The sequence below is a fragment of the Ruegeria sp. AN6 genome (genome assembly GCF_056540425.1).
In genome coordinates, this window is sequence record NZ_JBQFWR010000009.1 from 41,582 (window position 1) to 65,320 (window position 23,739).

The 23,739-nt window shown below is 57.7% G+C and carries 20 protein-coding genes; 6 read left to right on the forward strand and 14 right to left on the reverse strand.

All coding sequences use genetic code 11. The features are described 5' to 3' along the window. Positions 1 to 65: 65 nt before the first annotated feature. The 5 genes from ACR0MQ_RS14660 to ACR0MQ_RS14680 are packed head-to-tail and all read right to left on the reverse strand — an operon-like array spanning position 66 to position 6,019. On the reverse strand, positions 66 to 1,997 hold the full coding sequence (locus tag ACR0MQ_RS14660; protein WP_480608996.1) for an acetyl/propionyl/methylcrotonyl-CoA carboxylase subunit alpha: 1,932 nt from the start codon (positions 1,995 to 1,997) through the stop codon (positions 66 to 68). Positions 1,998 to 2,000: 3 nt separating this feature from the next. Continuing rightward, positions 2,001 to 2,426 carry an ASCH domain-containing protein gene (locus tag ACR0MQ_RS14665; protein WP_170775683.1) on the reverse strand — a complete coding sequence of 142 codons (426 nt, stop codon included), beginning with the start codon at positions 2,424 to 2,426 and terminating at the stop codon, positions 2,001 to 2,003. A 1-nt stretch (position 2,427) separates the two neighbouring features. Then, positions 2,428 to 4,035 carry a carboxyl transferase domain-containing protein gene (locus tag ACR0MQ_RS14670; RefSeq protein WP_170775680.1) on the reverse strand — a complete coding sequence of 536 codons (1,608 nt, stop codon included), beginning with the start codon at positions 4,033 to 4,035 and terminating at the stop codon, positions 2,428 to 2,430. Next, the gene (locus ACR0MQ_RS14675; RefSeq protein ID WP_170775678.1) at positions 4,032 to 4,496 is read right to left on the reverse strand and encodes a lysozyme inhibitor LprI family protein; all 465 of its coding nucleotides are present in this window, start codon (positions 4,494 to 4,496) and stop codon (positions 4,032 to 4,034) included. Before ACR0MQ_RS14675 ends, ACR0MQ_RS14670 begins: the two co-directional genes overlap by 4 nt. Beyond that, positions 4,493 to 6,019, reverse strand: a complete 1,527-nt coding sequence (locus ACR0MQ_RS14680) for an AMP-binding protein (protein WP_480608999.1) — start codon at positions 6,017 to 6,019, stop codon at positions 4,493 to 4,495. The genes ACR0MQ_RS14675 and ACR0MQ_RS14680 overlap by 4 nt, the downstream gene beginning before the upstream one ends. Before the next feature lie 136 nt (positions 6,020 to 6,155). Between ACR0MQ_RS14680 and ACR0MQ_RS14685 the strand changes: the two genes are divergently transcribed. Further along, positions 6,156 to 6,761: an OmpW/AlkL family protein gene (locus ACR0MQ_RS14685; protein ID WP_480609002.1), complete on the forward strand. Its 606-nt coding sequence runs from the start codon at positions 6,156 to 6,158 to the stop codon at positions 6,759 to 6,761. Between the two features lie 46 nt (positions 6,762 to 6,807). Here the strand turns inward: ACR0MQ_RS14685 and ACR0MQ_RS14690 are convergent, their stop codons facing one another. The 3 genes from ACR0MQ_RS14690 to ACR0MQ_RS14700 all read right to left on the reverse strand — a co-directional run bounded on the left by ACR0MQ_RS14690 (position 6,808) and on the right by ACR0MQ_RS14700 (position 10,036). Next, the gene (locus ACR0MQ_RS14690) at positions 6,808 to 7,971 is read right to left on the reverse strand and encodes an isovaleryl-CoA dehydrogenase (protein WP_480609005.1); all 1,164 of its coding nucleotides are present in this window, start codon (positions 7,969 to 7,971) and stop codon (positions 6,808 to 6,810) included. A gap of 163 nt (positions 7,972 to 8,134) precedes the next feature. Next, complete coding sequence (locus tag ACR0MQ_RS14695) at positions 8,135 to 9,325, reverse strand: DegT/DnrJ/EryC1/StrS family aminotransferase (RefSeq protein WP_480609008.1); 1,191 nt, start codon at positions 9,323 to 9,325, stop codon at positions 8,135 to 8,137. Between the two features lie 39 nt (positions 9,326 to 9,364). Beyond that, the gene (locus ACR0MQ_RS14700; protein ID WP_170775670.1) at positions 9,365 to 10,036 is read right to left on the reverse strand and encodes an HAD-IA family hydrolase; all 672 of its coding nucleotides are present in this window, start codon (positions 10,034 to 10,036) and stop codon (positions 9,365 to 9,367) included. Between the two features lie 134 nt (positions 10,037 to 10,170). On the opposite strand from ACR0MQ_RS14700, the gene glmU reads away from it, so the two are divergent. From glmU to ACR0MQ_RS14715, 3 genes are read left to right on the forward strand one after another with little or no spacing between them, the layout of a single operon-like run. Further along, positions 10,171 to 11,523: a bifunctional UDP-N-acetylglucosamine diphosphorylase/glucosamine-1-phosphate N-acetyltransferase GlmU gene (gene glmU / locus ACR0MQ_RS14705; RefSeq protein WP_480609011.1), complete on the forward strand. Its 1,353-nt coding sequence runs from the start codon at positions 10,171 to 10,173 to the stop codon at positions 11,521 to 11,523. 3 nt (positions 11,524 to 11,526) lie between these two features. Further along, positions 11,527 to 13,350 carry a glutamine--fructose-6-phosphate transaminase (isomerizing) gene (gene glmS, locus ACR0MQ_RS14710; RefSeq protein ID WP_480609014.1) on the forward strand — a complete coding sequence of 608 codons (1,824 nt, stop codon included), beginning with the start codon at positions 11,527 to 11,529 and terminating at the stop codon, positions 13,348 to 13,350. Between the two features lie 6 nt (positions 13,351 to 13,356). Continuing rightward, on the forward strand, positions 13,357 to 14,040 hold the full coding sequence (locus ACR0MQ_RS14715; protein ID WP_170775664.1) for a DNA alkylation repair protein: 684 nt from the start codon (positions 13,357 to 13,359) through the stop codon (positions 14,038 to 14,040). Here ACR0MQ_RS14715 and ACR0MQ_RS14720 read toward each other — a convergent pair. Further along, the gene (locus ACR0MQ_RS14720; protein ID WP_170775662.1) at positions 14,028 to 14,444 is read right to left on the reverse strand and encodes a hypothetical protein; all 417 of its coding nucleotides are present in this window, start codon (positions 14,442 to 14,444) and stop codon (positions 14,028 to 14,030) included. The genes ACR0MQ_RS14715 and ACR0MQ_RS14720 overlap by 13 nt on opposite strands. 91 nt (positions 14,445 to 14,535) lie before the next feature. Between ACR0MQ_RS14720 and moaA the strand changes: the two genes are divergently transcribed. Continuing rightward, positions 14,536 to 15,543: a GTP 3',8-cyclase MoaA gene (gene moaA, locus ACR0MQ_RS14725; RefSeq protein ID WP_010442795.1), complete on the forward strand. Its 1,008-nt coding sequence runs from the start codon at positions 14,536 to 14,538 to the stop codon at positions 15,541 to 15,543. Position 15,544: 1 nt separating this feature from the next. Then, positions 15,545 to 16,840, forward strand: a complete 1,296-nt coding sequence (locus ACR0MQ_RS14730) for a 3-deoxy-D-manno-octulosonic acid transferase (protein WP_480609018.1) — start codon at positions 15,545 to 15,547, stop codon at positions 16,838 to 16,840. 77 nt (positions 16,841 to 16,917) lie between these two features. Here the strand turns inward: ACR0MQ_RS14730 and ACR0MQ_RS14735 are convergent, their stop codons facing one another. The 5 genes from ACR0MQ_RS14735 to ACR0MQ_RS14755 are packed head-to-tail and all read right to left on the reverse strand — an operon-like array spanning position 16,918 to position 23,456. Then, positions 16,918 to 18,081 (reverse strand): M20 aminoacylase family protein, encoded by a 1,164-nt coding sequence (locus ACR0MQ_RS14735; RefSeq protein WP_170775658.1) that lies wholly within the window; start codon positions 18,079 to 18,081, stop codon positions 16,918 to 16,920. 17 nt (positions 18,082 to 18,098) lie between these two features. Then, complete coding sequence (locus ACR0MQ_RS14740; protein WP_170775657.1) at positions 18,099 to 19,262, reverse strand: M20 aminoacylase family protein; 1,164 nt, start codon at positions 19,260 to 19,262, stop codon at positions 18,099 to 18,101. A 14-nt stretch (positions 19,263 to 19,276) separates the two neighbouring features. Continuing rightward, positions 19,277 to 20,443: a M20 aminoacylase family protein gene (locus ACR0MQ_RS14745; RefSeq protein WP_170775656.1), complete on the reverse strand. Its 1,167-nt coding sequence runs from the start codon at positions 20,441 to 20,443 to the stop codon at positions 19,277 to 19,279. Positions 20,444 to 20,463: 20 nt separating this feature from the next. Beyond that, a complete protein-coding gene (gene argE / locus ACR0MQ_RS14750; RefSeq protein ID WP_170775655.1) occupies positions 20,464 to 21,630 on the reverse strand; it encodes an acetylornithine deacetylase in 1,167 nt (388 codons plus the stop codon). Positions 21,631 to 21,635: 5 nt separating this feature from the next. Next, positions 21,636 to 23,456: an ABC transporter ATP-binding protein gene (locus ACR0MQ_RS14755; protein ID WP_170775654.1), complete on the reverse strand. Its 1,821-nt coding sequence runs from the start codon at positions 23,454 to 23,456 to the stop codon at positions 21,636 to 21,638. Between the last annotated feature and the right edge of the window lie 283 nt (positions 23,457 to 23,739).

The following is a 23,739-nucleotide window of genomic DNA, read 5'->3' on the forward strand; positions in this document are numbered from 1 at the left end:
CCGGTTTCTTATCGTTTCAATTACGGATGGCCCGACTGTGCCACGCAATCCACAGGCCGAACAGATCAATCCTCGGCCAACCGAACCAGCGCTGCCCCGGCCTCGACCTGTGCTCCCGCTTCGGCCAGCACTTCTGCGACCACGCCATCGCGGGCGGCCAACAGTGAATGCTCCATCTTCATCGCTTCCAGAATGGCCAGCCGATCGCCTTCTTTCACCGCCTGCCCCGCTGAGGCAAAGACGGCTTTGACCAGACCTGGCATCGGCGCCTCGATCACATTGGTGTCACCCGCCGCGCTTGCGTCGCGGTCCAGAGGGTCAACAACCTCAAACGCCTGCCCATAGTCGTCGAATACAGTGACCTGGGACCCAGCCATGACAACATTGGGCATGGGTGTCCCATTGATGGTCCAGCCAGCGCCACGGCGTTGCGCGATTAGCTGCGTGCATCCGATCTCCCAAATCTGACGATCCGGGCCTTCGACCTGGACATCCAGATCAACAACCTCTCCTTCCCGCAGCAATTGCACAGCGCGATGTAACGGCGCCCATAGCGTAAAGCCCGTTTCCGAGACCGTCTCGGCCAGACCCAACGCCGTCATCGCTGCAGCCACGGCTGATGCGTTGCTTGCACCAGCTTCCTGCACCAGATCGTCAAGATCCCGTCCGATCAGCCCGGTATCCACGTCGCCCGACGCAAACCCGCTGTGCCGCGTCAGAGCACCAAGGAAGGCGAGGTTTGTGACAGTCCCGGCGACCTCGGTCTGGCGCAGGACGCGGTGCAGGCTTTCCAAAGCAACCGCACGCGTCGGGCCATGCACCACCACCTTGGCGATCATGGGATCGTACCAAGGGCTGATCGTATCTCCGGCCCGGACGCCACTATCGGCACGACACTCTTGCGGAAACTGCAGATGCGTCAGCGTACCCGTCGCGGGCAGAAAGCCCTTGGGCACATCTTCGGCATAAAGCCGCGCCTCAAAGGAATGCCCGCTGATCGACAAATCACCCTGCTGTTTCGGCAGGCTTTCGCACGCAGCTACCCGTAACTGCCATTCGACCAGATCGACACCCGTAATTGCCTCGGTCACCGGATGTTCGACTTGCAGGCGCGTGTTCATCTCCATGAACCAGAACCGATCAGGCCGCAGCCCGTCCGAGGCATCGACGATGAATTCAACCGTTCCTGCTCCCTTGTATCCAATCGCCTCTGCCGCACGTACCCCCGCCTGCCCCATCGCTTCGCGCATTTCAGCGGTCATGCCTGGGGCCGGAGCTTCTTCGATCACTTTCTGGTGCCGCCGTTGCAACGAACAATCGCGTTCAAACAGATGCACCGCTTGGGTGCCATCCCCAAAAACCTGCACCTCGATATGACGTGGTTTGGCGACGAATTTCTCGACCAGTACCGCATCATTACCAAAGGCCGTCTTGGCCTCACCGCGCGCGCTGTCCAAAGCAGCCGAGAATTCCTCGGGTTTCTCAACCAACCGCATCCCCTTGCCGCCGCCACCTGCAACGGCCTTGATCAGAACAGGATAACCAATGGTATCCGCCGCGCCTGCCAGGTGTTCGGGGTCTTGATTGTCGCCATGATAACCGGGCACAACCGGAACGCCTGCATTCTCCATCAACACCTTGGCCGCGTCCTTAAGGCCCATCTTTCGGATTGCGTCCGCCGATGGGCCGATGAAGGTCAGGCCTGCTGAATCAACCGCATCCACGAAGTCTGGATTCTCGGACAGAAAGCCATAGCCCGGATGGATCGCTTGCGCGCCAGTATCCAGCGCCGCCTGAATGATCAAGTCACCTTTCAGATAACTGTCACCCGGGGCCGCTCCACCGATATGCACCGCCTCATCTGCCATCTGGACATGATTGGCCGAGGCATCGGCATCCGAATAAACTGCCACGCAGGATACGCCCATCTTCTGAGCCGTTTCCATCACACGGCAAGCAATCTCGCCTCGGTTGGCAATCAGGATTTTGTTGAACATAGCTTACCCCTCTGCCGCCAGATCTTCGACAAGGCGGAACCGTTCGCACAGCAATTCCATCTCGGAATCAAATCCGCCATTTCGTTCGAAATACCGGCGATGATCCTCGCGCCAGCCCTCAAGCGTTTCATTCTCGCCCTCGGCCAACGCGAAGTCTTCGGTTACATCGCAATATCGGTAGATCGAGACCTCGACCGTTTCGATCACCAAGGCCGGGCGATCATCCCATTCCAGCGCAATATCCTGCCGCCCAACAATGGGGGTATCAGCACGGCCATCAGGGTAGTCACGCAACGCACCACAGGTTGCCGTTTTTCGGCCTGATCGCACCAACGCCAGCAGCTCAGCACTCAGCGATGCGTTGTCACCAAACTTGAAAGTCTGAGCACCCGGATAGCGGGCCATGACGTCATTCAATGAAACGCTCATCTTACATCCTGAACACGCCGAAACGTGTCTCCTCAATCGGGGCGTTCAGTGCAGCACTCAGCGACAAGGCCAACACGTCGCGGCTTTTGCGCGGGTCGATGATGCCGTCATCCCACAGCCGGGCTGAGGCATAAAGCGGGTGCGATTGCTCCTCGAACATCTCCAGCGTCGGGCGCTTGAATTCGGCCTCTTCTTCGGCGGACCACGTGCCACCCTGCCGTTCAATCCCGTCACGCTTGACTGTGGCAAGAACGCCCGCAGCCTGCTCGCCCCCCATCACCGAAATCCGCGAGTTCGGCCAGGTCCACAGGAACCGAGGCTGATAGGCGCGTCCTGCCATGCCGTAGTTTCCAGCTCCGAAAGAACCGCCGACCAGCATGGTGATCTTGGGAACGCTCGTCGTCGCCACCGCCGTAACCATCTTGGCCCCGTGGCGCGCGATGCCTTCGTTTTCGTATTTGCGGCCAACCATGAAGCCGGTGATGTTCTGCAGGAATACCAGCGGTGTTTTGCGCTGAGAACACAGCTCGACAAAATGCGCGCCCTTCTGCGCGGCCTCGGAAAACAGCACGCCATTGTTGGCGATGATCCCAACCGGGCAGCCTTTAACAAGGGCGAAACCGGTCACCAGCGTCTCACCAAAACGCGGCTTGAACTCATCAAACCGGGAGCCATCGACCAGACGCGCAATCACCTCCCGAATGTCATAGGGGGTTCTCAGATCAGCAGGGACAACGCCAAGTACCTCTTCTGGGTCGTAATCTGGCTCCTCGGATGCTTCAAACTGTAGGCGGGGCTTCAGCCCGGCACCGCCTAACGACCCCACCGCGCGACGGGCCAAGGCCAGTGCATGCGCATCATCCTCGGCCAGATAATCCGCCACACCCGACAGGCGCGTGTGTACATCACCACCGCCCAGATCCTCGGCGCTGACGACCTCTCCTGTCGCCGCCTTGACCAGAGGCGGCCCGGCCAGAAAGATTGTCCCCTGCTCTTTCACGATGATCGTCACATCGGACATCGCAGGCACATACGCCCCGCCCGCCGTGCACGACCCCATGACAACCGCGATTTGAGGGATGCCCTTCGCGCTCATCCGCGCCTGGTTATAGAAAATGCGGCCAAAGTGATCGCGGTCGGGAAAGACCTCATCCTGATTGGGCAGGTTCGCACCGCCGCTATCGACCAGATAGATGCAGGGCAGATGGTTTTCCTCGGCGATCTCCTGCGCCCGAAGATGTTTCTTGACGGTCATTGGATAATATGTGCCGCCCTTCACGGTGGCATCGTTGCACACCACCATGACCTCGCGTCCCTGCACCCTGCCAATCCCGGCGATCACCCCGGCACAGGGCGCTGCATCACCATACATTCCATGCGCCGCCGTCGCCCCGATTTCCAGAAACGGAGAGCCCGGATCAAGCAGGTTCGCTACCCGACGTCTGGGCAGCATCTTGCCCCGTGATTCATGCCGCGCGCGGGATTTCTCACCGCCACCCATGCGGGCGGCTTCGGCGGCCTCAGAGATATGTGCCAGCGCATCCAAATGTGCGGCTCGGTTCGCCTTGAACCCCTCGGAGGTTGGTATGGCTTTGGATTTTAGTTTCATTCCATCTTCCCCAAGTCGCGCAATTCCACAGCGCGTTCAGCGGTTTCGGTCAGCAAGCAATTTGCGGCTACAATCGAGCGTATCGTTCCATCAGACCATAAGACGTAGGCCAGAGCACATTCAGCATCCCGAAACCCGATCCATGCGCGTTGAGCATCTCGCAACTGGTCCGAAAGTTCGGGGCTTTGTTCAGCCAGTTCCGCTCTACGCAATTTATACTGTTCGTTCAGAAATGAATCCCAAACTTGGGTTTCGGCTTGAATACATTCGGTAATGCCAATGGTTGTTTCATTTCCCGGTATCGTTTGGCAGGTATTGGCAGCTGCGCCGAGACATAAGGACAAGCTATCGCCCTGCTGCGACTGGGAAAAACACTGTTGAATGTACGACTGGTCTACCCAAGTGCCCTGAGCGGAAACAAGCGATGGAACCAGCATCGCAGCAACTGCAATTCGCATCATGTAATTGCCTCCCCTGCAGCCCGCGCCTTCAACTCCTTGCGGATCACCTTCCCCGTCACCGTCATCGGCAACTCGTCCAGAAACGCCACCTCGCGCGGATAGGAGTACTGAGCCAGACGGTCCTTGACCCAATCCTGCAACTCCTGCTCCACAGCCTCAGCGCCCGGTTTCAATACCACATAGGCCTTCACGATCTCGGTCCGCAGCGGATCAGGCTTACCGACCACGCCCACCGTTGCCACCGCCGGGTGGGTAAGCAGGCAATCCTCGATCTCAGCGGGTCCGATGCGGTATCCGGCCGACGTGATCACGTCATCATCGCGGCCGACAAAGCGAAGATAGTCTCCCTCCCACACGCCGCGGTCTCCGGTGATCAGCCAATCACCACGGAACTTCTCAGCGGTCGCATCGGGCCGGTTCCAGTATTCCAGCATCATCGAGGCCGAGCCGCGCCGGATAGCGACGTCGCCCTCTTCATTGGTTGGCCGGCCGTCGCCATCAATCACCGCAACTTCATGCCCGGGCACCGGCTTTCCGATACAGCCGGGGTGCACTGGGAAATCCTTGGCACAGGAGGACACGACCATATTGCATTCGGTCTGGCCGTAAAATTCGTTGATCGTCAGGCCAAACGCCTTTTTACCCCAAGCCAACATCTCGGCCCCCAGAGGCTCCCCTCCGGACGCGACCGAGCGCAAACCGGGGATCGTCTGGTCCGCAGCTTTCAACATACGAAGGGCGGTCGGCGGGAAGAACACATTCCGTACCCCGCCACGCATGACGAGATCAGTGCAGGCCTCGGGAGTGAACTTATCCAACCTCGCCGCAACGACCGGTACACCCAGCGCTAGACCGGGCATCAGCACATCGAACAGACCGCCGATCCAAGCCCAGTCTGCCGGTGTCCACAGACAATCCCCCTGACGCAGATGATTGTGGCTGATCGATACGCCCGGCAGGTGACCTGTCAGCACCCGGTGCCCGTGCAGTGCCCCCTTTGGGCTACCGGTGGTGCCTGAGGTGTAGATCAATACCGCTGGGTCCTCGGGTCTGGTGTCGGCAAACGGGACAGGTGGTCCCTCTTGCCCGATCTGATCGGCAAGAACTGGTTTGGCCAGATCATCAACAAGCGCGGCCCCTTCGGGATCTGTCAGAACAAATTTTAAGCCCGCGTCACCGACACGCGATGATAGCGCATCGTGTTTGAACAACTTGAACAGTGGTACCGAAATCGCGCCGATTTTCCAGATCGCCAAATGTGCCGCCGCACACCAGGGCGACTGGCTCAGCAACACACCCACCCGATCACCGGGTCGGACGTCGTTGATCAGAGCACGCGCAATACCATCTACCATTTCACCCAAATCGCCGAACGTAACTTCACGCGGATCAGAGGCCGTCAGGTCCAGTATCGCAACCTGTTCTGAAGGCTGAGAAAGGCACTGTCGCGCCATATTCAATCGATCCGGTATGGCCCAGCATTGATCACCGCGCAGACCCGGTATGACCCTAGCAGGAGACACTCAGATTCTCCCTTATTTTACTGGCAGTTGACCCATGCTTCATCGGCGCAATTTCGATGCGAAATTGATGCAGATCAGAGTTTGGCGGCCTCGGCCCATCCACAAGGTCCATATTAACGCAACCAAAGGCATGAATATGACAAAGAAACTCGCCGCTTTGACCCTTTCCACCGCGCTTGTCGCGCTGGCTGCTCCGGTGTTCGCCCAATCTCAGGGAGATTGGACTGTTGGTGTAGGTGTCGGTTATCTGGATCCCAAATCCGACAACGGCTCGCTCGCTGGGTTTGACGCCGACGTTGACTCGGACACGCGCCCCATCTTCACCGTCGAGTACTTCGTTCAGGACAACCTCGGGATCGAACTGCTGGCCTCGACCCCCTACAAACATGACGTCACTCTTGGTGGCAGCGTTGATGCCGGAAGCGTCAAACACCTGCCGCCCACCCTTTCGCTGAACTATCATTTCCCGACCAATAGCGCATGGAAACCCTATGTCGGCGCGGGTCTGAACTACACCATCTTCTTCGAAGAGGACTCGCCCCTGGGCGATTTGGATCTGGACAATTCCTTCGGCGTCTCGCTGCAGGCCGGTCTGGACTACATGGTCACCGACAAAGGCGCTGTGCGTCTGAACGTGCGTTGGTTCGACATCGACTCGGACGTCACTTTGGACGGCAACGACATCGGCAAAGCCGAAATCGATCCCTTCCTTATTGGCGTGTCCTACGTCCATACGTTCTGATCCAATCAACAAAGCCCCGGAGTTCCTAAAACTGCGGGGCCTTCCCTCACAGCATTTCGTTCATCATCTCACGGCCGATCAGCATCCGACGGATTTCGCTGGTGCCCGCGCCGATCTCCATCAGCTTTGCATCGCGGAAGATCCGACTGACCGGCGCATCGGAAAGGAACCCGGCCCCGCCCAGCGCTTGCACCGCTTGATGCGCCTGCACCATCGCCTGTTCCGAGGCATATAGGCAGCACGCTGCCGCATCCTGTCGGGTCACATCTCCCCGATCACAGGCCTTAGCGACTTCGTAGACATAAGCCCGCGCCGAATTCATCGCGGTGTACATATCTGCGATCTTACCCTGCATCAGTTGGAAGCTGCCGATCGGCTTGCCGAACTGTTTGCGCTCGGCCAGATAGGGCATGACCTCGTCCAGACAGGCCGCCATGATACCTGTCCCGATCCCAGCCAGCACAACACGTTCGTAATCCAGACCGGACATCAGGACGGCAACGCCCCTGCCCTCTTCGCCCAGAACATTCTCAAACGGCACCTCGACGTCTTCAAAGATCAACTCAGCCGTATTCGACCCACGCATTCCCAGCTTGTCGAAATGAGGCGAGGTCGAGAATCCTTTCATCTCTTTCTCGATCAGGAAGGCTGTGATCCCTTTCGATCCGGCCTCGGGGTCTGTCTTGGCATAAACGACCAGAGTATCGGCGTCCGGCCCATTGGTGATCCAATATTTGTTGCCATTCAGGCGGTAGTGATCATTCCGCTTTTCCGCGCGCAACTTCATCGAGACCACATCCGATCCGGCCGAGGGTTCGGACATTGCAAGCGCGCCCACATGATCGCCCGAAATCAGGCGCGGCAGGTACTTCTGTTTCTGCTCATCCGTCCCATTCAGCTTGATCTGGTTCACGCACAGATTCGAATGTGCCCCATATGACAACGAGACTGAGGCCGAGGCGCGCGCCACCTCTTCCACTGCAATGGTATGCGCCAGATACGACATTCCCGCCCCACCATAATCTTCTGGCACTGTGACGCCCAGCAGGCCAAGGTCGCCCATCTCTTTCCACAGCTCATTCGGAAAGGCGTTCGAGGCATCAATCTCGGCCGCCATCGGCTTGACCCGTTCCTGCGCCCAACGGTGGACCATCTCACGTAGGGCGTTCACGTCCTCGCCCAGATCGAATTGCATTGTGGCCATAAACATGCAGGGCTCCTCCGATTGCATTAATGAACAAGTGTTCAATAATCAAATAGCAGCGATTCCCCCTTCGGTCAACGACGACGCGCAGGCCAACGCAAAACGCCGCCCGGCAAGGGACGGCGTATTCAAATAAATCGAGCGTGCGCTGAAAGCGCACTCCGTTGGATTACGACTGATAGACCGCGCTGACCTCAGCCCGGATTATGCGCGCGATTTGGCTACAATCCTCTAGCGAGAAGGTCAGCGGAACGCGCATATCCATGATCCCGGCCAATATCCGATCACTGACCGGCATAGGGGTACTGTCAGCATAGCGCCAACTGTCATAGCGTGAGGTAAAGCCCGACGGCTCGGCCCCTCCGAACCACTTCAGTTCAACCCCGCGCGCGGCACAGCGCTGGATGACCTCGGCAATACGCTCGGGCGTCCAGTCCAGCAACAGGAATTGGATCGACGAACCGACATAGGTCTCAGCATCGGGCCGTTCTACGATTTTCAAACCGGGTGTTCCCCGCAGACCATGCTCGATTTCATCATATCGTTCATTCCAGCGCTGAACCTGCCGGTCCAGATCGCGTAACTGAGGGCGTAAGATCGCCGCGCGCAGATTGTCCATCCGGCCCGAGACATTGGGGGTGGTGTATTTGATCTGCTCGAACACCTCCGGCCCGGGTGCTGCCAGATGGCGTTCATACAGCATATAGGACCCGGACAACATCGTAGCCTTGGCCGCCAGTTCCGGATCATCCGTGATCAGCAAGCCGCCCTCGCCCGAATTGACATGTTTATATGTCTGGCACGAGTAACATCCGATGGCCCCCGGCCGCCCAGACAGCTGCCCGCGCCACGCGGCACCCATAGTATGCGCGCAATCTTCGATCACGATCACACCCGCCGCATCACACATCTGCATCAGGCGATCCATATCGCACAAATGACCTCGCATGTGGCTGAGCATCAGTACCTTCGCCTGATCCAGCTTGGCCTCAAGATCATCCAGATCGATAGTCAGTGCTTCGGTCACACCAACAAAGACCGGCTTTGCGCTTACCGACGCAATCGCCCCCGGCACCGGGGCCAGAGTGAATGCGTTGGTCAGAACCGGATCACCCGGCTTTACGCCAACTGCCCGCAACGCTGTGGCCAGAGCGTAGCCCCCCGATGAGACCGCCAGACAGTATTTCGCCCCCATCTGGGCGGCGAATTCCTGTTCCAACAGCGCAGTTTCGCTCAACTCGCCAGGTGCAACGTTGTAACGATGCAACCGACCATGGCGCAGGACGGCCACGGCAGCCTCGATGGCGTCTTCGGGGATGGGCTCTTGCTGGGTGAAATTACCCGTGAATGTCTCGGTCATAGGTCTGTTTTGGTGCGGAGTCTCAAGCGGGTCAAGGGATCACGCGGCCGCTCCGATCAAATCGGAGACCAGTTTCGGTAAATCATCAAAATGATGCAGCAACGCCTCGGGCTCCAGCGCGGCCATTTCATCGCCTGACGGGCCGAAAGTCACCAGAACCGAAGGCACGCCTGCAGCCCGCGCCGTGTTCCGGTCGGTATCCGAGTCGCCGATCAGCACGCAATGATCGGGATGCCCCCCGGCGCGGCGCGCTGCTTCACGCAAAGGCTCAGGATCAGGCTTGCGCACTGGCAACGTATCGGCCCCTACCAGCGAAGCGAAACGATCGCGCGCGCCCATCCGGGACAGCAGCAGATCAGCAAGGCCTTCGGGCTTGTTGGTGCAGATACCCACGCCATAACCTGCACCTTTCAGTGCTTCGACGGCTTCAAGCGCACCGGGATAGAAATAGGTATGCGTATCGATCGCTTGCCCATAGACGTCCAGAAAGATCGGATAATAGGCTTCGACGACGTCCGCGTCATAGGCGCCGACCCGCTTCAATCCATGGGACAACATCAAGCGTGCACCGCGTACCGAAACAGCCGCATCAAGCTCGGGCATCAGTACATCCCCATGACCCATCTCGCGAAAACAGTGGTTTGCAGCGGCCAGCAAATCACCGGATGTATCCGCCAAAGTTCCATCCAGATCAAAGATTACCGTACGCATGTTTATCTCCTGAACCGGCGGGATTCCGCCATGTCGTGTTGCAAACGGCAATCTTCTTTGATGCCCGAACCGCTTGCGCCTTTGACCACAGCGGATAAAACGGGCCACAACAAAACAAAAGAGAAAATGATTTCATGAGCAATGCCCTTGTCATTCTTGCCGCCGGAAAAGGCACAAGGATGAACTCTGATGTTCCCAAAGTCCTGCATCCGATTGCCCAGGTGCCGATGCTGGTTCATGCCATGCGTGCCGGTGCTGTCCTGTCTCCCGAGCGCACCGTGATTGTTACCGGCCACGGCACGGAAGCCGTTGCACGCGTGGCTGAAGCCGAAGATGAAAACGCCAGCATTGCGGTGCAGGAAGAGCAGCTTGGCACCGCCCACGCGGTTGCGCAGGCGCGTGCCGCGCTGGATGGTTTTCAGGGGGACGTGGTCGTCCTCTATGGCGATACCCCGTTTCTGCAGCCCGACACCCTGCAGCGAATGATTGAAGCGCGCACAAAAAACGATCTGGTCATTCTTGGGTTCGAAGCTGCAGATCCCGCCCGTTATGGTCGCTTGGTCATGGATGGTGACTCGCTCGAGCGGATTGTTGAATTCAAGGATGCTACTGACGAACAACGCGCCATAACTTTCTGTAACTCAGGCCTTTTGGCGTGTGACGCTGAAACCCTTTTCTCACTGATCGATGCGGTTGGAAACGACAATGCCTCGGGTGAATATTATTTGACCGACGTCGTTGAGATAGCCCGCGACAAGGGTCTGAACGTAACTGCCGTGGCCTGCGATGAAGCGCAGACATTGGGTGTGAACTCCCGCGCGGATCTGGCGGCAGCGGATGCAGTGTTCCAAGAACAGGCGCGCTCCGAACTACTTGATCTGGGGATCACTTTGATGGCACCTGATACGGTGTATCTGGCAGCAGATACCGTGATTGGTCGCGACACTGTCATTGAACCAAACGTGGTTTTTGGCCCCGGTGTAACCGTGGAAAGCGGCGCAACGATCCGGGCGTTTTCGCATCTCGAAGGCTGCCATGTCAGCCGAGGTTCCGTGGTCGGACCCTATGCCCGCCTACGCCCGGGTGCAGAGCTGGCTGAAAACGCGAAAATCGGCAACTTTGTTGAGATCAAGAACGCCGAGATCGCAGAAGGCGCAAAGGTGAATCACCTCAGCTATATCGGCGACGCTTCGGTTGGGGCGGCTACAAATATCGGTGCTGGAACCATCACCTGCAACTATGACGGCGTGATGAAGCACAAAACGACCATCGGGGAAAACGTGTTCATCGGATCGAACACGATGCTGGTGGCCCCGGTCACTCTGGGTGACGGCGCGATGACCGCCACGGGGACCGTAGTGACCAAGGATGTTGAGCCAGACGCATTGGCCGTGGCGCGTCCCAAGCAAGAGAATAAGCCCGGCTACGCGCGCAAATTGTTTGAAATGTTGAAGGCGAAGAAGGCTCGCCGCGACAAAGGAGCCTGAATTATGTGTGGAATTGTTGGTGTTCTGGGCAGCCACGAAGCCGCCCCTATTCTGGTCGAAGCACTGAAGCGACTTGAGTATCGTGGCTATGACAGTGCGGGTATCGCTACAGTTAATGATGGCACGCTTGGGCGTCGTCGGGCTGTCGGCAAGTTGGTGAACCTGAGCGACCTTTTGGTGCATGAACCATTGGCCGGGAAATCCGGCATCGGTCATACCCGCTGGGCGACCCATGGGGCGCCATCAGTGAACAACGCGCACCCACACAAGGCGGGACCTGTCGCTGTTGTGCACAATGGTATCGTCGAAAACTATCGCGAACTGCGGGCTGAGTTGGCTGAACATGGTGTTGACTTCGTCACGGACACTGACACCGAGACCGTTGCCTTGATGACAGAACGGTACATGTCCGAAGGACAATCGCCGGTTGACGCCGCGTTCAAAACCATCGATCGGCTCAAAGGCGCATTCGCGCTCGCCTTTCTGTTCGACGGGCAAGAAGATCTGATTGTTGCGGCGCGCAAGGGCTCGCCTCTGGCGATAGGTCATGGCGATGGCGAAATGTTTGTCGGCTCGGACGCAATCGCGTTGGCATCTTTGACCGATCGCATCACCTATCTTGAAGAAGGCGATCGGGCGGTCCTGACCCGCACTTCGCTGGAGATTCGAACCGAAACCGGTGAGCTTGCCAACCGCGAAGTCCGGCAAATTCAAATCGATCAGACCCGTGCCGACAAAGGCGGCCACAAGCACTATATGGCCAAGGAAATTGCCGAGCAGCCTGTTGTGGTGGCCGAAGCCATCCGCTCGTATCTTCCGACCGGAGGCGATCAGGTGGTGTTGCCCGGTGACGATCTGGATTTCACCAAGCTGGACCGTCTGACCATGGTGGCCTGCGGTACTGCATTCTATGCCTGCCTGACGGCGAAATACTGGTTCGAACAGCTGGCCAAGATGCCAGTTGAAGTCGATATCGCCAGCGAGTTCCGCTATCGCGAGCCTCCGATCTCGGACCGGACGCTTGCGCTGTTTGTCAGCCAGTCAGGCGAAACCGCCGACACGCTTGCTGCCCTGCGCTATTGCGAAGGCAAGGCAGACAAGATCGTCTCGGTCGTCAATGTCGCCGAAAGCTCGATTGCGCGCGAAAGCGATATGGCGTTACCAATCCATGCGGGTGTTGAGATCGGTGTTGCCTCGACCAAGGCGTTCACCTGTCAGCTTAGCGTGTTGCTGATGCTTGCCCTCAAAGCCGCTGCAGATCGAGGCACGCTGAACGATGAAGAGATCGCCGATCACGCGGCCGCCCTTCGCGGCTTGCCGACAGTTCTGAATGCAGTGCTGGATCAGAACGACGCTATTCGCCAATCTGCCCAACGTCTGTCCGAGGCGCGCGACGTGCTGTTCCTGGGCCGTGGCCTCATGTACCCTCTGGCTATGGAAGGTGCGCTGAAGCTCAAGGAAATTAGCTACATCCACGCCGAAGGTTACGCTTCGGGCGAGCTGAAACACGGCCCCATCGCCCTGATCGACAAGCATATGCCGGTTGTTGTCATGGCACCGCGCGACGCAGTTTTCGACAAGACAGTTTCGAACATGCAGGAGGTGATGGCGCGTAAGGGTAAGGTTATCCTTGTCTCGGATGATGACGGTATCGCAGAGGCTGAAGATGGGGTTTGGGGTACGATCCGTGTGCCACATGTGCACACCAGCCTTGCCCCGATCCTCTATTCGGTGCCCGCGCAACTTCTAGCCTACCACACGGCGGTGGCTAAAGGTACAGATGTGGATCAGCCGCGCAATCTGGCAAAATCCGTCACGGTCGAGTGACGGCACATGCAGGCCTATCTGGATCAGATCAAAGCACATGCCGATCCTGAACGCGCAGAACAGGTGGCGGCCTATCACAAGGTTGATCGTCCGTATCTGGGTGTTCCGAATCCGGTGCTCAACGATCTGACCAAAGAGTGGCGGCGTGAACTCGAAATCACTGACCGCGTCGCCGTCGCCGACAGTTTGTGGCAGACCAACATCCATGAAGCACGGGTCGCTGCGGCAAAGCTGTTGACCCAAGCCCGAATCCACCCCGATGACGCGGTATGGGATCTGTTGCAAAGCTGGTTGCCAGAATTCGACGCCTGGGCAGTGGCTGACCATGCCAGCATGGCAATGCAAAAGCGCCTGAAAGCCGATCCGACGCGGCTGAATCAAGTCGAACAGTGGACCAAATCAAATCATATGTGGACTAAGCGTGCGGCACTGGTCGCCACCTTGCCCTGGACCAAACAGAACCACCCCAAACCGGAAGAGCTGGAGTGCCGCGACCGTATTCTTGGTTGGACTGCCAGCTATGTCCCTGACCAGGAATGGTTCATCCAGAAAGCCATCGCATGGTGGCTGCGCGAATTGTCAAAGCACGATCCACAGCGCGTCGTCGCATTTCTTGAAACGCACGGCGCAAACATGAAACCTTTTGCCCGTAAAGAAGCGGGCAAATACCTGCGCGCTCAGTCGGAATAGACTTCCAGTTCTACCAACTCATCAAACGGTACAAGCAATGCGCGCATTGCCTCTAGTGACAAACGGCTACCACCGCCTTCAGGCCCCGGCGCGGGGATAAGCGCAACATAGGCCTGCGCGCCTGTACGCGGTACAACGATACGACCATTGATTTCGGTCTTAACCAGGGGCGTCTGCAGCCAACGTCCCGGCGTATTCGGATCGCCAAGTCCTGCGACCGTCGTTTTTGCACCCGCCCAACCGACCGTAGCGACGACAGTTTCGGGCACCTCCTCAACGGTCTCTGGTGCGGCAGGCGCGGTCACAGGCGCGGTGGATGACCCACTAAACACTCGGTCCGTGGCGGACCGAACGGCATCGCAGCCAGCGACAAAAACACAAACCAAAACCAAAGCATATTTCATACTGAAAACCCTATTCTTCTAAGCTTGACTGTTCCAGCCCAAAACGCAGTTCGCCCTTGCCGTGGCCGGGCCTCCGCTTTACCTATGAGCCATGACAGCTCCGCTAATCGACCCATTTGCCCGCGCCATCACCTATCTCCGCGTCTCCGTCACGGACCGCTGTGATTTTCGCTGCGTCTATTGCATGTCCGAGGATATGAAGTTCCTCCCCAAAAAGGACCTTCTGACGCTGGAAGAACTGGACCGCATGTGCACCACGTTCGTGAACCTGGGCGTCGAAAAGCTGCGCATCACCGGAGGAGAGCCTCTGGTGCGCCGGAACATCATGTCTTTCTTCAACAGCATGACACGGCATCTGGATAGCGGCGCCCTGAAAGAGCTGACACTGACAACCAATGGTTCACAGCTGCATCGTTTCGCCGAAGAACTTTATGCGGCGGGTGTGCGACGTGTGAATGTATCGCTGGATACTCTGGACGAGGACAAATTCGCTAAGGTCACCCGCTGGGGCCGCCTCAAACAGGTACTGAACGGCATCGACGCGGCGCAAAAGGCCGGGCTGCGTGTCAAGATCAACGCTGTTGCGCTTAAAGGTTTCAACGAACCGGAACTGCCCAAGATCACTGACTGGTGTGCCGAGCGCGACATGGACCTGACCTGGATCGAGGTCATGCCCATGGGCGATATCGGCAACGAGGACCGCCTAGATCAATATTGGTCGCTCAAAGACGTCCGCAAGGAATACGAAAACCACTATGCCGTCACCGATCTGGCTGAACGCACCGGCGGTCCGGCGCGCTATGTGAGACTAGAGGAAACGGGTCAGAAAATAGGGTTCATCACACCCCTTTCGCATAATTTCTGCGAAAGCTGCAATCGCGTGCGCCTGACCTGCACGGGCGAGCTGTATATGTGCCTGGGTCAAGAAGACATGGCGGATCTGCGCGGTCCTCTGCGCGACCATCCCGATACGGAGCAACCGCTTGAAAAGGCGATCCGGGCTGCTATTAACCTCAAGCCCAAGGGTCATGACTTCGATTACTCAAGGCAGTCTATCGACGGCCAAATGAGCCGTCATATGAGCCATACAGGCGGCTGAAATGCCCGAAAGCCCACAGCCTACTCTGCTGTACAAATTGTACTGCGGCCTGATGACGACCGCCGAACCGCTGGTCTGGCGTAAAGTCCGTGGAAAACTGCAGGCTGCAGGCGTCTCCAATACTCGCCAGCAGGAACGGCTGGGCCATGCCAGTCTGCCTCGCCCGCAAGGGCAACTGATCTGGTTCCACGCCGCCAGTGTAGGTGAAAGCCTTTCGGTTCTAAGCCTGATCAATCGATTGGGAAATCGCTTGCCGGAAGCCGAATTTCTGATCACCTCAGGTACCCCGACTTCCGCGGAACTGCTCGGGAAACGCCTTCCTGCGCGCACCCGCCATCAATACCCACCGCTGGACAGCGCGGCTCCGGTGCGCCGGTTTCTGTACCATTGGCAGCCCAGTGCAGGCATCTTCGTTGAAAGCGAAATCTGGCCACGATTGATTGTTGAAGCCACCAACAATGGCGCGCCACTGGCACTGCTCAATGCCCGTCTGTCAGACAAATCAGCCACCGGATGGAAAAATCGCCCCAAAACCGCGCGCTTCATTCTGGATCAGTTCAAGCTGTTTCTAACTCAAAACACCAAAACAGCCGACAACCTGATTGCCATGGGCGCTGATGCTGATCGCGTCCAACCCGGCACAAACCTCAAAGCCATGTCTGATCCGCTGCCCGTCCACCAGGAAACACTAGACGCGATCAAGTCACAGATCGCCGGACGCCCAATGTGGATCGCCAGTTCGACGCATTCAGGTGAGGAAGAAATCGTTCTGGCGGCTCATAGGTTGTTGTTGCAGCGTTGGCCTGATCTTCTGCTGCTGCTGATCCCGCGCCACCCTGAACGTAGGGATGAGGTCATTAAACTCGCAGGCGATGCCGGCCTGTCGACTGCTCAACGCAGCACGGATCAGCCGATCAGGTCAGACACTCAGGTTTATGTCGCAGATACATTAGGCGAAACCGGAACCTGGTACGCACTTTGCCCGATCGTTTTCCTAGGTGGCTCGCTGAAGGAGATCGGAGGCCACAACCCTTTTGAACCTGCGCAAGCCGGGGCCGCAGTAATCACAGGTCCGGGCTTCTTCAATTTTGCCGAAACATTTGCACCCTTGATCGAAACCGGCGGCGCGGTCTTAGTCAATTCTGCCAGTGACCTTTCAGATTCGGTCGCCCTATGGCTGTCGGAAAAGGACGTTCTTGCCGCGGCGCAAACCGCAGCCCAATCCTGCGTCAACACGCAAAAATCCGCGTTGGATGAGGTGATCGACACACTGTGCAACCGCCTTTCACTCCACTGACCTTGGGCACCGATCCCGCTTCTTCTGGCTAAAAATATCCCGGGGAGCGCGAGGGGCTGGCCCCTCGCCTCTCATCTTCAAGCCGCAGGCATCCGTTGTTCAACAATCTCTGCCCACCAGCTGCATCCTGCAGGAATGGCTTCGTCGTTGAAATTGTACTCCGGGTGGTGAACCATCGCCGTGTCGCCATTGCCCACCAGAATATAAGCGCCCGGACGTTCTTCGAGCATAAACGCGAAATCCTCACCACCCATAACCAGAGGGGCCTCATCACAGCTTCCCGAGACCGACTTCGCCACCTCGGCAGCAAAATCCGTCTGTTCGTCGCTGTTCACCATGACCGGATACCCGCGAATATAGGTCACATCTACCGTTCCACCGAACGTTGCCGCGACACCATTGCAAATCTCATTGATCCGCTTTTCCGCCAAATCACGCATCTCTTTGCTCATGGTACGCACGGTACCTTTGATCTGCACCGTTTGCGGAATCACGTTGAATGCCTTCGAAGACGTCTCGAACGACGTCACCGACACTACAACCTGATCGATCGGGTCTGCATTGCGCGAAGCAATCGTCTGCAACGCCAACACGGCCTGAGCGGTCATGACGGTCGTGTCGATGGTCTCCTGTGGCTTCGCGGCATGGCCACCACGGCCCTCAAAGGTAATGTCGAACTGATCGGTCGCCGCAAAGAACGAGCCTGGACGGATAGCAAAACTACCGACCGGGCGGCCCGGCCAGTTGTGCATGCCGTAGACCTCTTGGATATTCCAACGCTCCATCATGCCGTCTTCGCACATCTCACGACCGCCGCCGCCACCTTCTTCGGCAGGTTGGAAAATCACAACGACTGTGCCGTCGAAATTGCGCGTCTCCGACAGATATTTCGCTGCACCAAGCAGCATTGCTGTATGACCATCATGACCACAGGCATGCATCGCCCCATCGGTTTTTGAGGCATAATCCAGCCCCGTCGCCTCATGAATCGGCAGCGCATCCATGTCCGCCCGCAGACCGATGACCTTTCCGTTGGAATCAGATTTGCCCTTGATCACACCAACAACGCCGGTGCGCCCGATCCCAGTGACGACCTCGTCACAGCCGAATTCTTTCAGCTTTTCCGCGACCAGGGCGCTGGTGCGGTGAGTTTCAAACAGAATCTCAGGGTTTTCATGAATATCACGTCGCCATTCGGTGATTTCATCCTGCAATTCTGCAAAGCGATTCTTAACTGGCATCTTTTCTCTCTCCTAATTCAAGCCGCCGGCATCCGGCGCTCGACCATTTCGGCAAACCATGAGCATCCCATCGGGATGATCTCATCGTTGAAATTGTATTCGGGGTGGTGCAGCCCGGCGCTGTCGCCATTGCCCAACACGATAAAGGCGCCGGGGCGTTCTTCCAGCATGAACGAGAAATCCTCGCCCCCCATTACCATCGGTGCTTCACCACAGTTGCCGCCTACGGAAATAGCGGCCTCAGTGGCATAGCCCGTCTGTTCCTCGGCGTTGATCGTTACCGGAACACCGCGCGTGTAGGTCACTTTGACAGTGCCACCGAAGGTGTCGGCAATGCCCTGAGCGACCTCGGTCAGCCGCGTCTCGATCAGGTCGCGCATTTCGTTCGAATGCGTCCGCACCGTACCGCGCACCTGCGCCGATTGAGGGATCACATTGAACGCTTTGGATGAGGTCTCGACCGAGGTCACAGACAGAACCGCCTGTAAGATCGGGTCCGCGTTGCGCGATACTATGGTTTGCAGCGCCACAATCAGCTGCGACAACATCACTGTCGTATCAATGGTTTCATGGGGTTTAGCCGCGTGCCCCCCCCGGCCTTCCAGATGAATGTCGAACTCATCCGCAGCCGCCAGCAGTGGTCCGGACCGGATGGCGAACTGACCCGTCGGCACACCGGGTACATTGTGCATGGCATAGACTTCCTGAATGCCGAAACGGTCCATCAGACCGTCCTTGCACATTGCCTCGGCCCCGTTGCCGCCCTCTTCCGCCGGTTGGAAGATCACGATGGCTGTGCCATCGAAATTCCGCGTCTCCGATAGGTATTTCGCCGCCCCCAGAACCATCGCGGTATGGCCATCATGCCCGCAGGCATGCATGGCGCCATCAGTCTTCGACGCATAGTCGAGACCAGTCTGCTCTTGCATTGGCAGCGCGTCCATATCGGCTCGCAGCCCGATCACGCGGCCCTGCGTGTCGGTTTTACCCTTGATCACGCCAACAACACCGGTCCGGCCAATGCCGGTCACGACCTCATCGCAACCGAACTCCTTCAGCTTTTCGGCCACCAAGGCGCTGGTGCGGTGGGTGTCATAGAGGATCTCGGGATGTTGATGGATATCCCGCCGCCAACCGGTGATTTCTTCGTGCATTTCGGCAAGTCGGTTCTTGATTGGCAACTGATCCTCCCAAATCAGGCGACGGGCATTCGTCGTTCCACCAGCTCTGCAAACCAACTGCAACCGGCGGGTATGGCGTCGTCGTCAAAATTGTATTCTGGGTGATGGCACATGGCCGTGTCCCCATTCCCGATAAAGATGTAGGCTCCGGGCCGTTCTTCAAGCATGTAAGCGAAATCTTCTGATGGCATGATCGGATCGGTACTGTCGTTGATCTTACCTGAGACCGCCTCTGCGGCTTCAGCAGCAAAAACCGTTTCAGCCTCCGAGTTCACGGTCACCGGATACCCTGGTGTCCATGTCATTTTCGCGGTTGCCCCAAAGGCCGAGGCCGTATCTTCAGCGATCCGTCGCACGCGCTCTTCCGCGATCTTGCGATATTCGGGATCAAGCGTACGAACCGTGCCTTGCAGACGTACCGTATGGGCGATCACATTCGAAGCAGCGCTGTCGGTTTCAAATGTTCCGACGGTCAGCACGACACGTTTGATCGGATCGACGGTACGCGACACAACCGATTGCAGTGCAACGACAATATGCGATGCAACCAGCGTCGTATCCACCGCATCATGCGGGGCAGCAGCATGGCCGCCTTTGCCAGTCACCACAATTTCGAACTCGTCTGATGAGGCCAGCAATGCGCCTGGGCGGATGGCGAATTCCCCAACCGGCATCCCGGGCATATTGTGCATCCCATAGACTTCTTGGATGCCCCAACGATCCATCAGCCCGTCCTGGCACATCGCCAGACCACCTGCCCCGCCTTCCTCGGCAGGTTGAAAGATCAGAACCACGGTGCCATCGAAATTCCGCGTCTCAGCGAGATATTGCGCCGCCCCCAGCAGCATCGAGGTATGCCCGTCATGGCCGCATGCATGCATCTTGCCCGTAACGGTCGAGGCATAATCAAGCCCGGTCGCCTCTTCGATCGGCAGAGCATCCATATCGGCACGCAGTCCGATAACCCGACCCTTCGTATCTTCGCGCCCTTTGATCACCGCGACAACACCAGTTTTGCCGATGCCGGGCGTGATGTCATCGACTCCGATCTCGCGTAGACGATCAACGACAAAACCCGCCGTTTCTTCGACATCGTACAACAACTCTGGGTGCATATGCAGATGGCGGCGCCACTTGGTGATTTCACCATGCATTTCGGCAAGCCGATTCTTGACGGGCATCTTAGATCTCCCTTCAGGTGTTATTTGCAGAGGCGCTGGACCAGACGCTCCATGAACTTGTGACCCGCATTGAACTGAGAAACTTCTATGAATTCATTTGGTTGATGCGCTTGCGCTATATCGCCGGGGCCGCAAATTACCGCCGAGTACCCGGCCTCTTGGAATTGTCCCGCCTCTGTGCCGTAGCTGACGACATGAGTCGCGTTGTCGCCAGTCAGAGAGCGTACAAGTATCTCAGCCTCACCTTCGGTTTCAGGCACCAATGCAGGCACAGCGAAATGATCGGACACGTCTATGCGTGCTTCGGGATGAACGGCCTGAATCTGCACCTCAGCCTGCCGAACCTGATCAAGATAGGCGTCGCGCCATTGTGCAGCTTGTTCGCCGGGCACAACCCGGAAATCCATCATGAACCGGCAATCCTTGGCGGTGATGTTATGCGCTGTGCCACCCTCGATCATGCCGACATGACATGTCGTCCACGGCGGGTCGAATACGGCGGCAATGTCTGATGGTTCCGCCGCCATATTTTCAGCGTTGCGCTGATTGGCCCAATCGATCAGCGGTGCGGCCGCCATGATCGCATTAACACCGGTATGCATGATCGAGCTGTGAACTTCGAACCCCACCACATGTGTGTCGTAGCCGAACCCGCCTTTGTGTCCGGTAACGGCCTGCATCGTTGACGGCTCGCCCACGATCACTGCCGAGCCCTTGGGTAAGACCTTCTGCATAGCCTGAATCATCGGCGGCGCACCTGTGCATCCCACCTCTTCATCAAAGCTCAGCGCCAATTGCAGGGGGCGTTTCACATCAGCGTATTGCGCCTCAACCAGAGCCCAAATCGCCAGTGCGTCAAAGCCCTTCATATCGCAGGTGCCACGCCCGTAATACTTTCCGTCTTTCTCGGTTACGACAAAAGGATCTGTATCCCAGGGTTGGCCATCGACCGGCACAACATCCGTGTGCCCCGACAGCACGATAGCACCCTCTTCCCAAGGGCCGACATGCGCGAAAATTGCCGCCTTGTGCGGCTGGTCCGGATCCGGCCAGCGATGGGAGTCGATTCCATGGCTTTGCAGATACCGCTCGACCCAATCCACCAGCGGAAGGTTTGTGTCGCGGCTGACCGTTGGGAACGAAATCAGCCGGGCCATGATTTCAAGCGGCGTCAGGCGTTCGGCCATGGGAATTAATATCCGCTGTCAGTCGTCAACACGAAGTGACCGGGCTCGACCTCATTGTACTCCGATGGCTCCGGCTCGTAACCGATTGGATGAATCGGGGACGGAATAGGCTTGAAGTTCAGATCTTTTTCAGACTTGCGCTTGTTCGGGTCCGCAATCGGAACCGCTTTCATCAAGGCTTGCGTATATGCATGCTGCGGGTTTTCGAATACGCGGGCACGCGGACCCAGTTCGACAATACGCCCCAGATACATCACACCGACATGGTGACTGACTCGCTCGACCACTGCCATATCGTGGCTGATGAACAGATAGCTGAGGCTAAGTTCGGATTGCAGCTCCATCATCAGATTCAGCACCTGTGCCTGAACCGAGACGTCCAGTGCCGATACAGCCTCATCCGCGATGATCAATTTGGGGTTCAGCGCCAGTGCGCGGGCGATCGCGATCCGTTGCCGCTGACCACCGGACATCTCATGCGGGAAGCGGCGCATGAAGCTGCGCGGTAGCTGCACTTTATCGAAAAGTTGCGCCACGCGGTTCTGCAATTCGGATCCTGACGCAACGCCATAGTTGCGCATCGGCTCGGCCACCTGATCGACCAACTGCATCTGCGGATTGAGCGAGGCGAACGGATCCTGAAAGATCATCTGCATGTCCAGCCGCGCTTTGCGCAGCCCGGCCTGATCCAGCTTCATGATGTCGACCCCGTCCAGATCAACCTCACCCGCCATCGGTTCGACCAGCCGCAGGATCGAGCGCCCTGCCGACGACTTGCCGCACCCAGATTCGCCCACGAGGCTGAGGGTCTGCCCCCGGTTCAGCGTGAACGAGACATCTTCGACCGCATGCACGTTCGAGATGGTCCGGCGCAGCAATCCGCCTTTCACCGCAAAGCGCGTGGTCAGGTTCTTGACCGTCAGCAGAACCTCGTTGGTGCCCGGGATCGGCGCGATGGTCTGGCCTTCCTCACCCAGCAGTTTCATTGGCTCAGGTGCGGCTTTGCCTTGCATCTCACCCAGTTTCGGAACCGCCGCCAACAGTGCCTTGGTGTAGTCGTGCTGCGGGTTCTCGAAGATTTCTTTGACCGTGCCTTCCTCGACCTTGTTGCCGCGGAACATGACCACAACACGATCCGCCATCTGTGCAACCACAGCCATATCGTGCGTGATGAACATCACCGCTGTGCCGGTTTCGCGCTTGAGGCGATCCATCAGCGCCAAAATCTCGGCCTGAATGGTCACGTCCAGTGCCGTTGTGGGCTCGTCCGCGATCAGAAGGCGCGGCTCACATGCCATCGCCATGGCGATTACCACGCGTTGGCGCATACCGCCGGACAGTTCATGCGGATATTGTTTCAGGCGCCGTTCGGGTTCAGGGATTCTTACCTGCCGCAGCAGCTCCAGCGCGCGGTCCTCAGCCTGCGCTTTGTTCATGTCCTTGTGGATTCGTAATCCTTCAGTCAATTGCCGTCCAACGGTGAACACCGGGTTCAAGGCCGTCATCGGCTCCTGAAAGATCATTCCGATCTCGTTTCCGCGAATCTGTTTCATCAGATCCTGATCGGCACCGGCCAAATTCATCTCTTCGCCATCTCGGCGGTCGAACAGCAATTGCCCACCTGCAATTTCGCCTCCGCCGAACTCGACCAGGCGCATCAACGACAAGGATGAGACAGACTTGCCCGACCCCGATTCGCCTACGATACAGACGGTTTCGCCCGGATTGACCTCGAACGAGACATCCTCGACGCCCACCACCGGGCCATCTTTTGTTTGGAATTCGACCCGTAGTTTTTTGATCTGGGCAATTGGCTGATCCAGCACGCGCGCTCTCCCCTTGGCGGCTTTTCGGATTGAGTGCCAAACGCTAAGGCCGAGGGATGTGAAAAGTCAAACCGATTGGTCAAAATTCGCACGGCAAGGCTTGCAATTTTCCAAAACTCTGTTTCGATACGCCGCGTAACCGTTTTGGGGAGAGGACGGAAAACTCGTGAGCGAAACTATCGTTTTCGTTTGATTCCATGTTCTTACCCCCTTTGACGGCCACGCCAAATCCGCGGGCATCGTGGAGATAATCGAGACACGTATGTGTCCAACATGGAGTGTA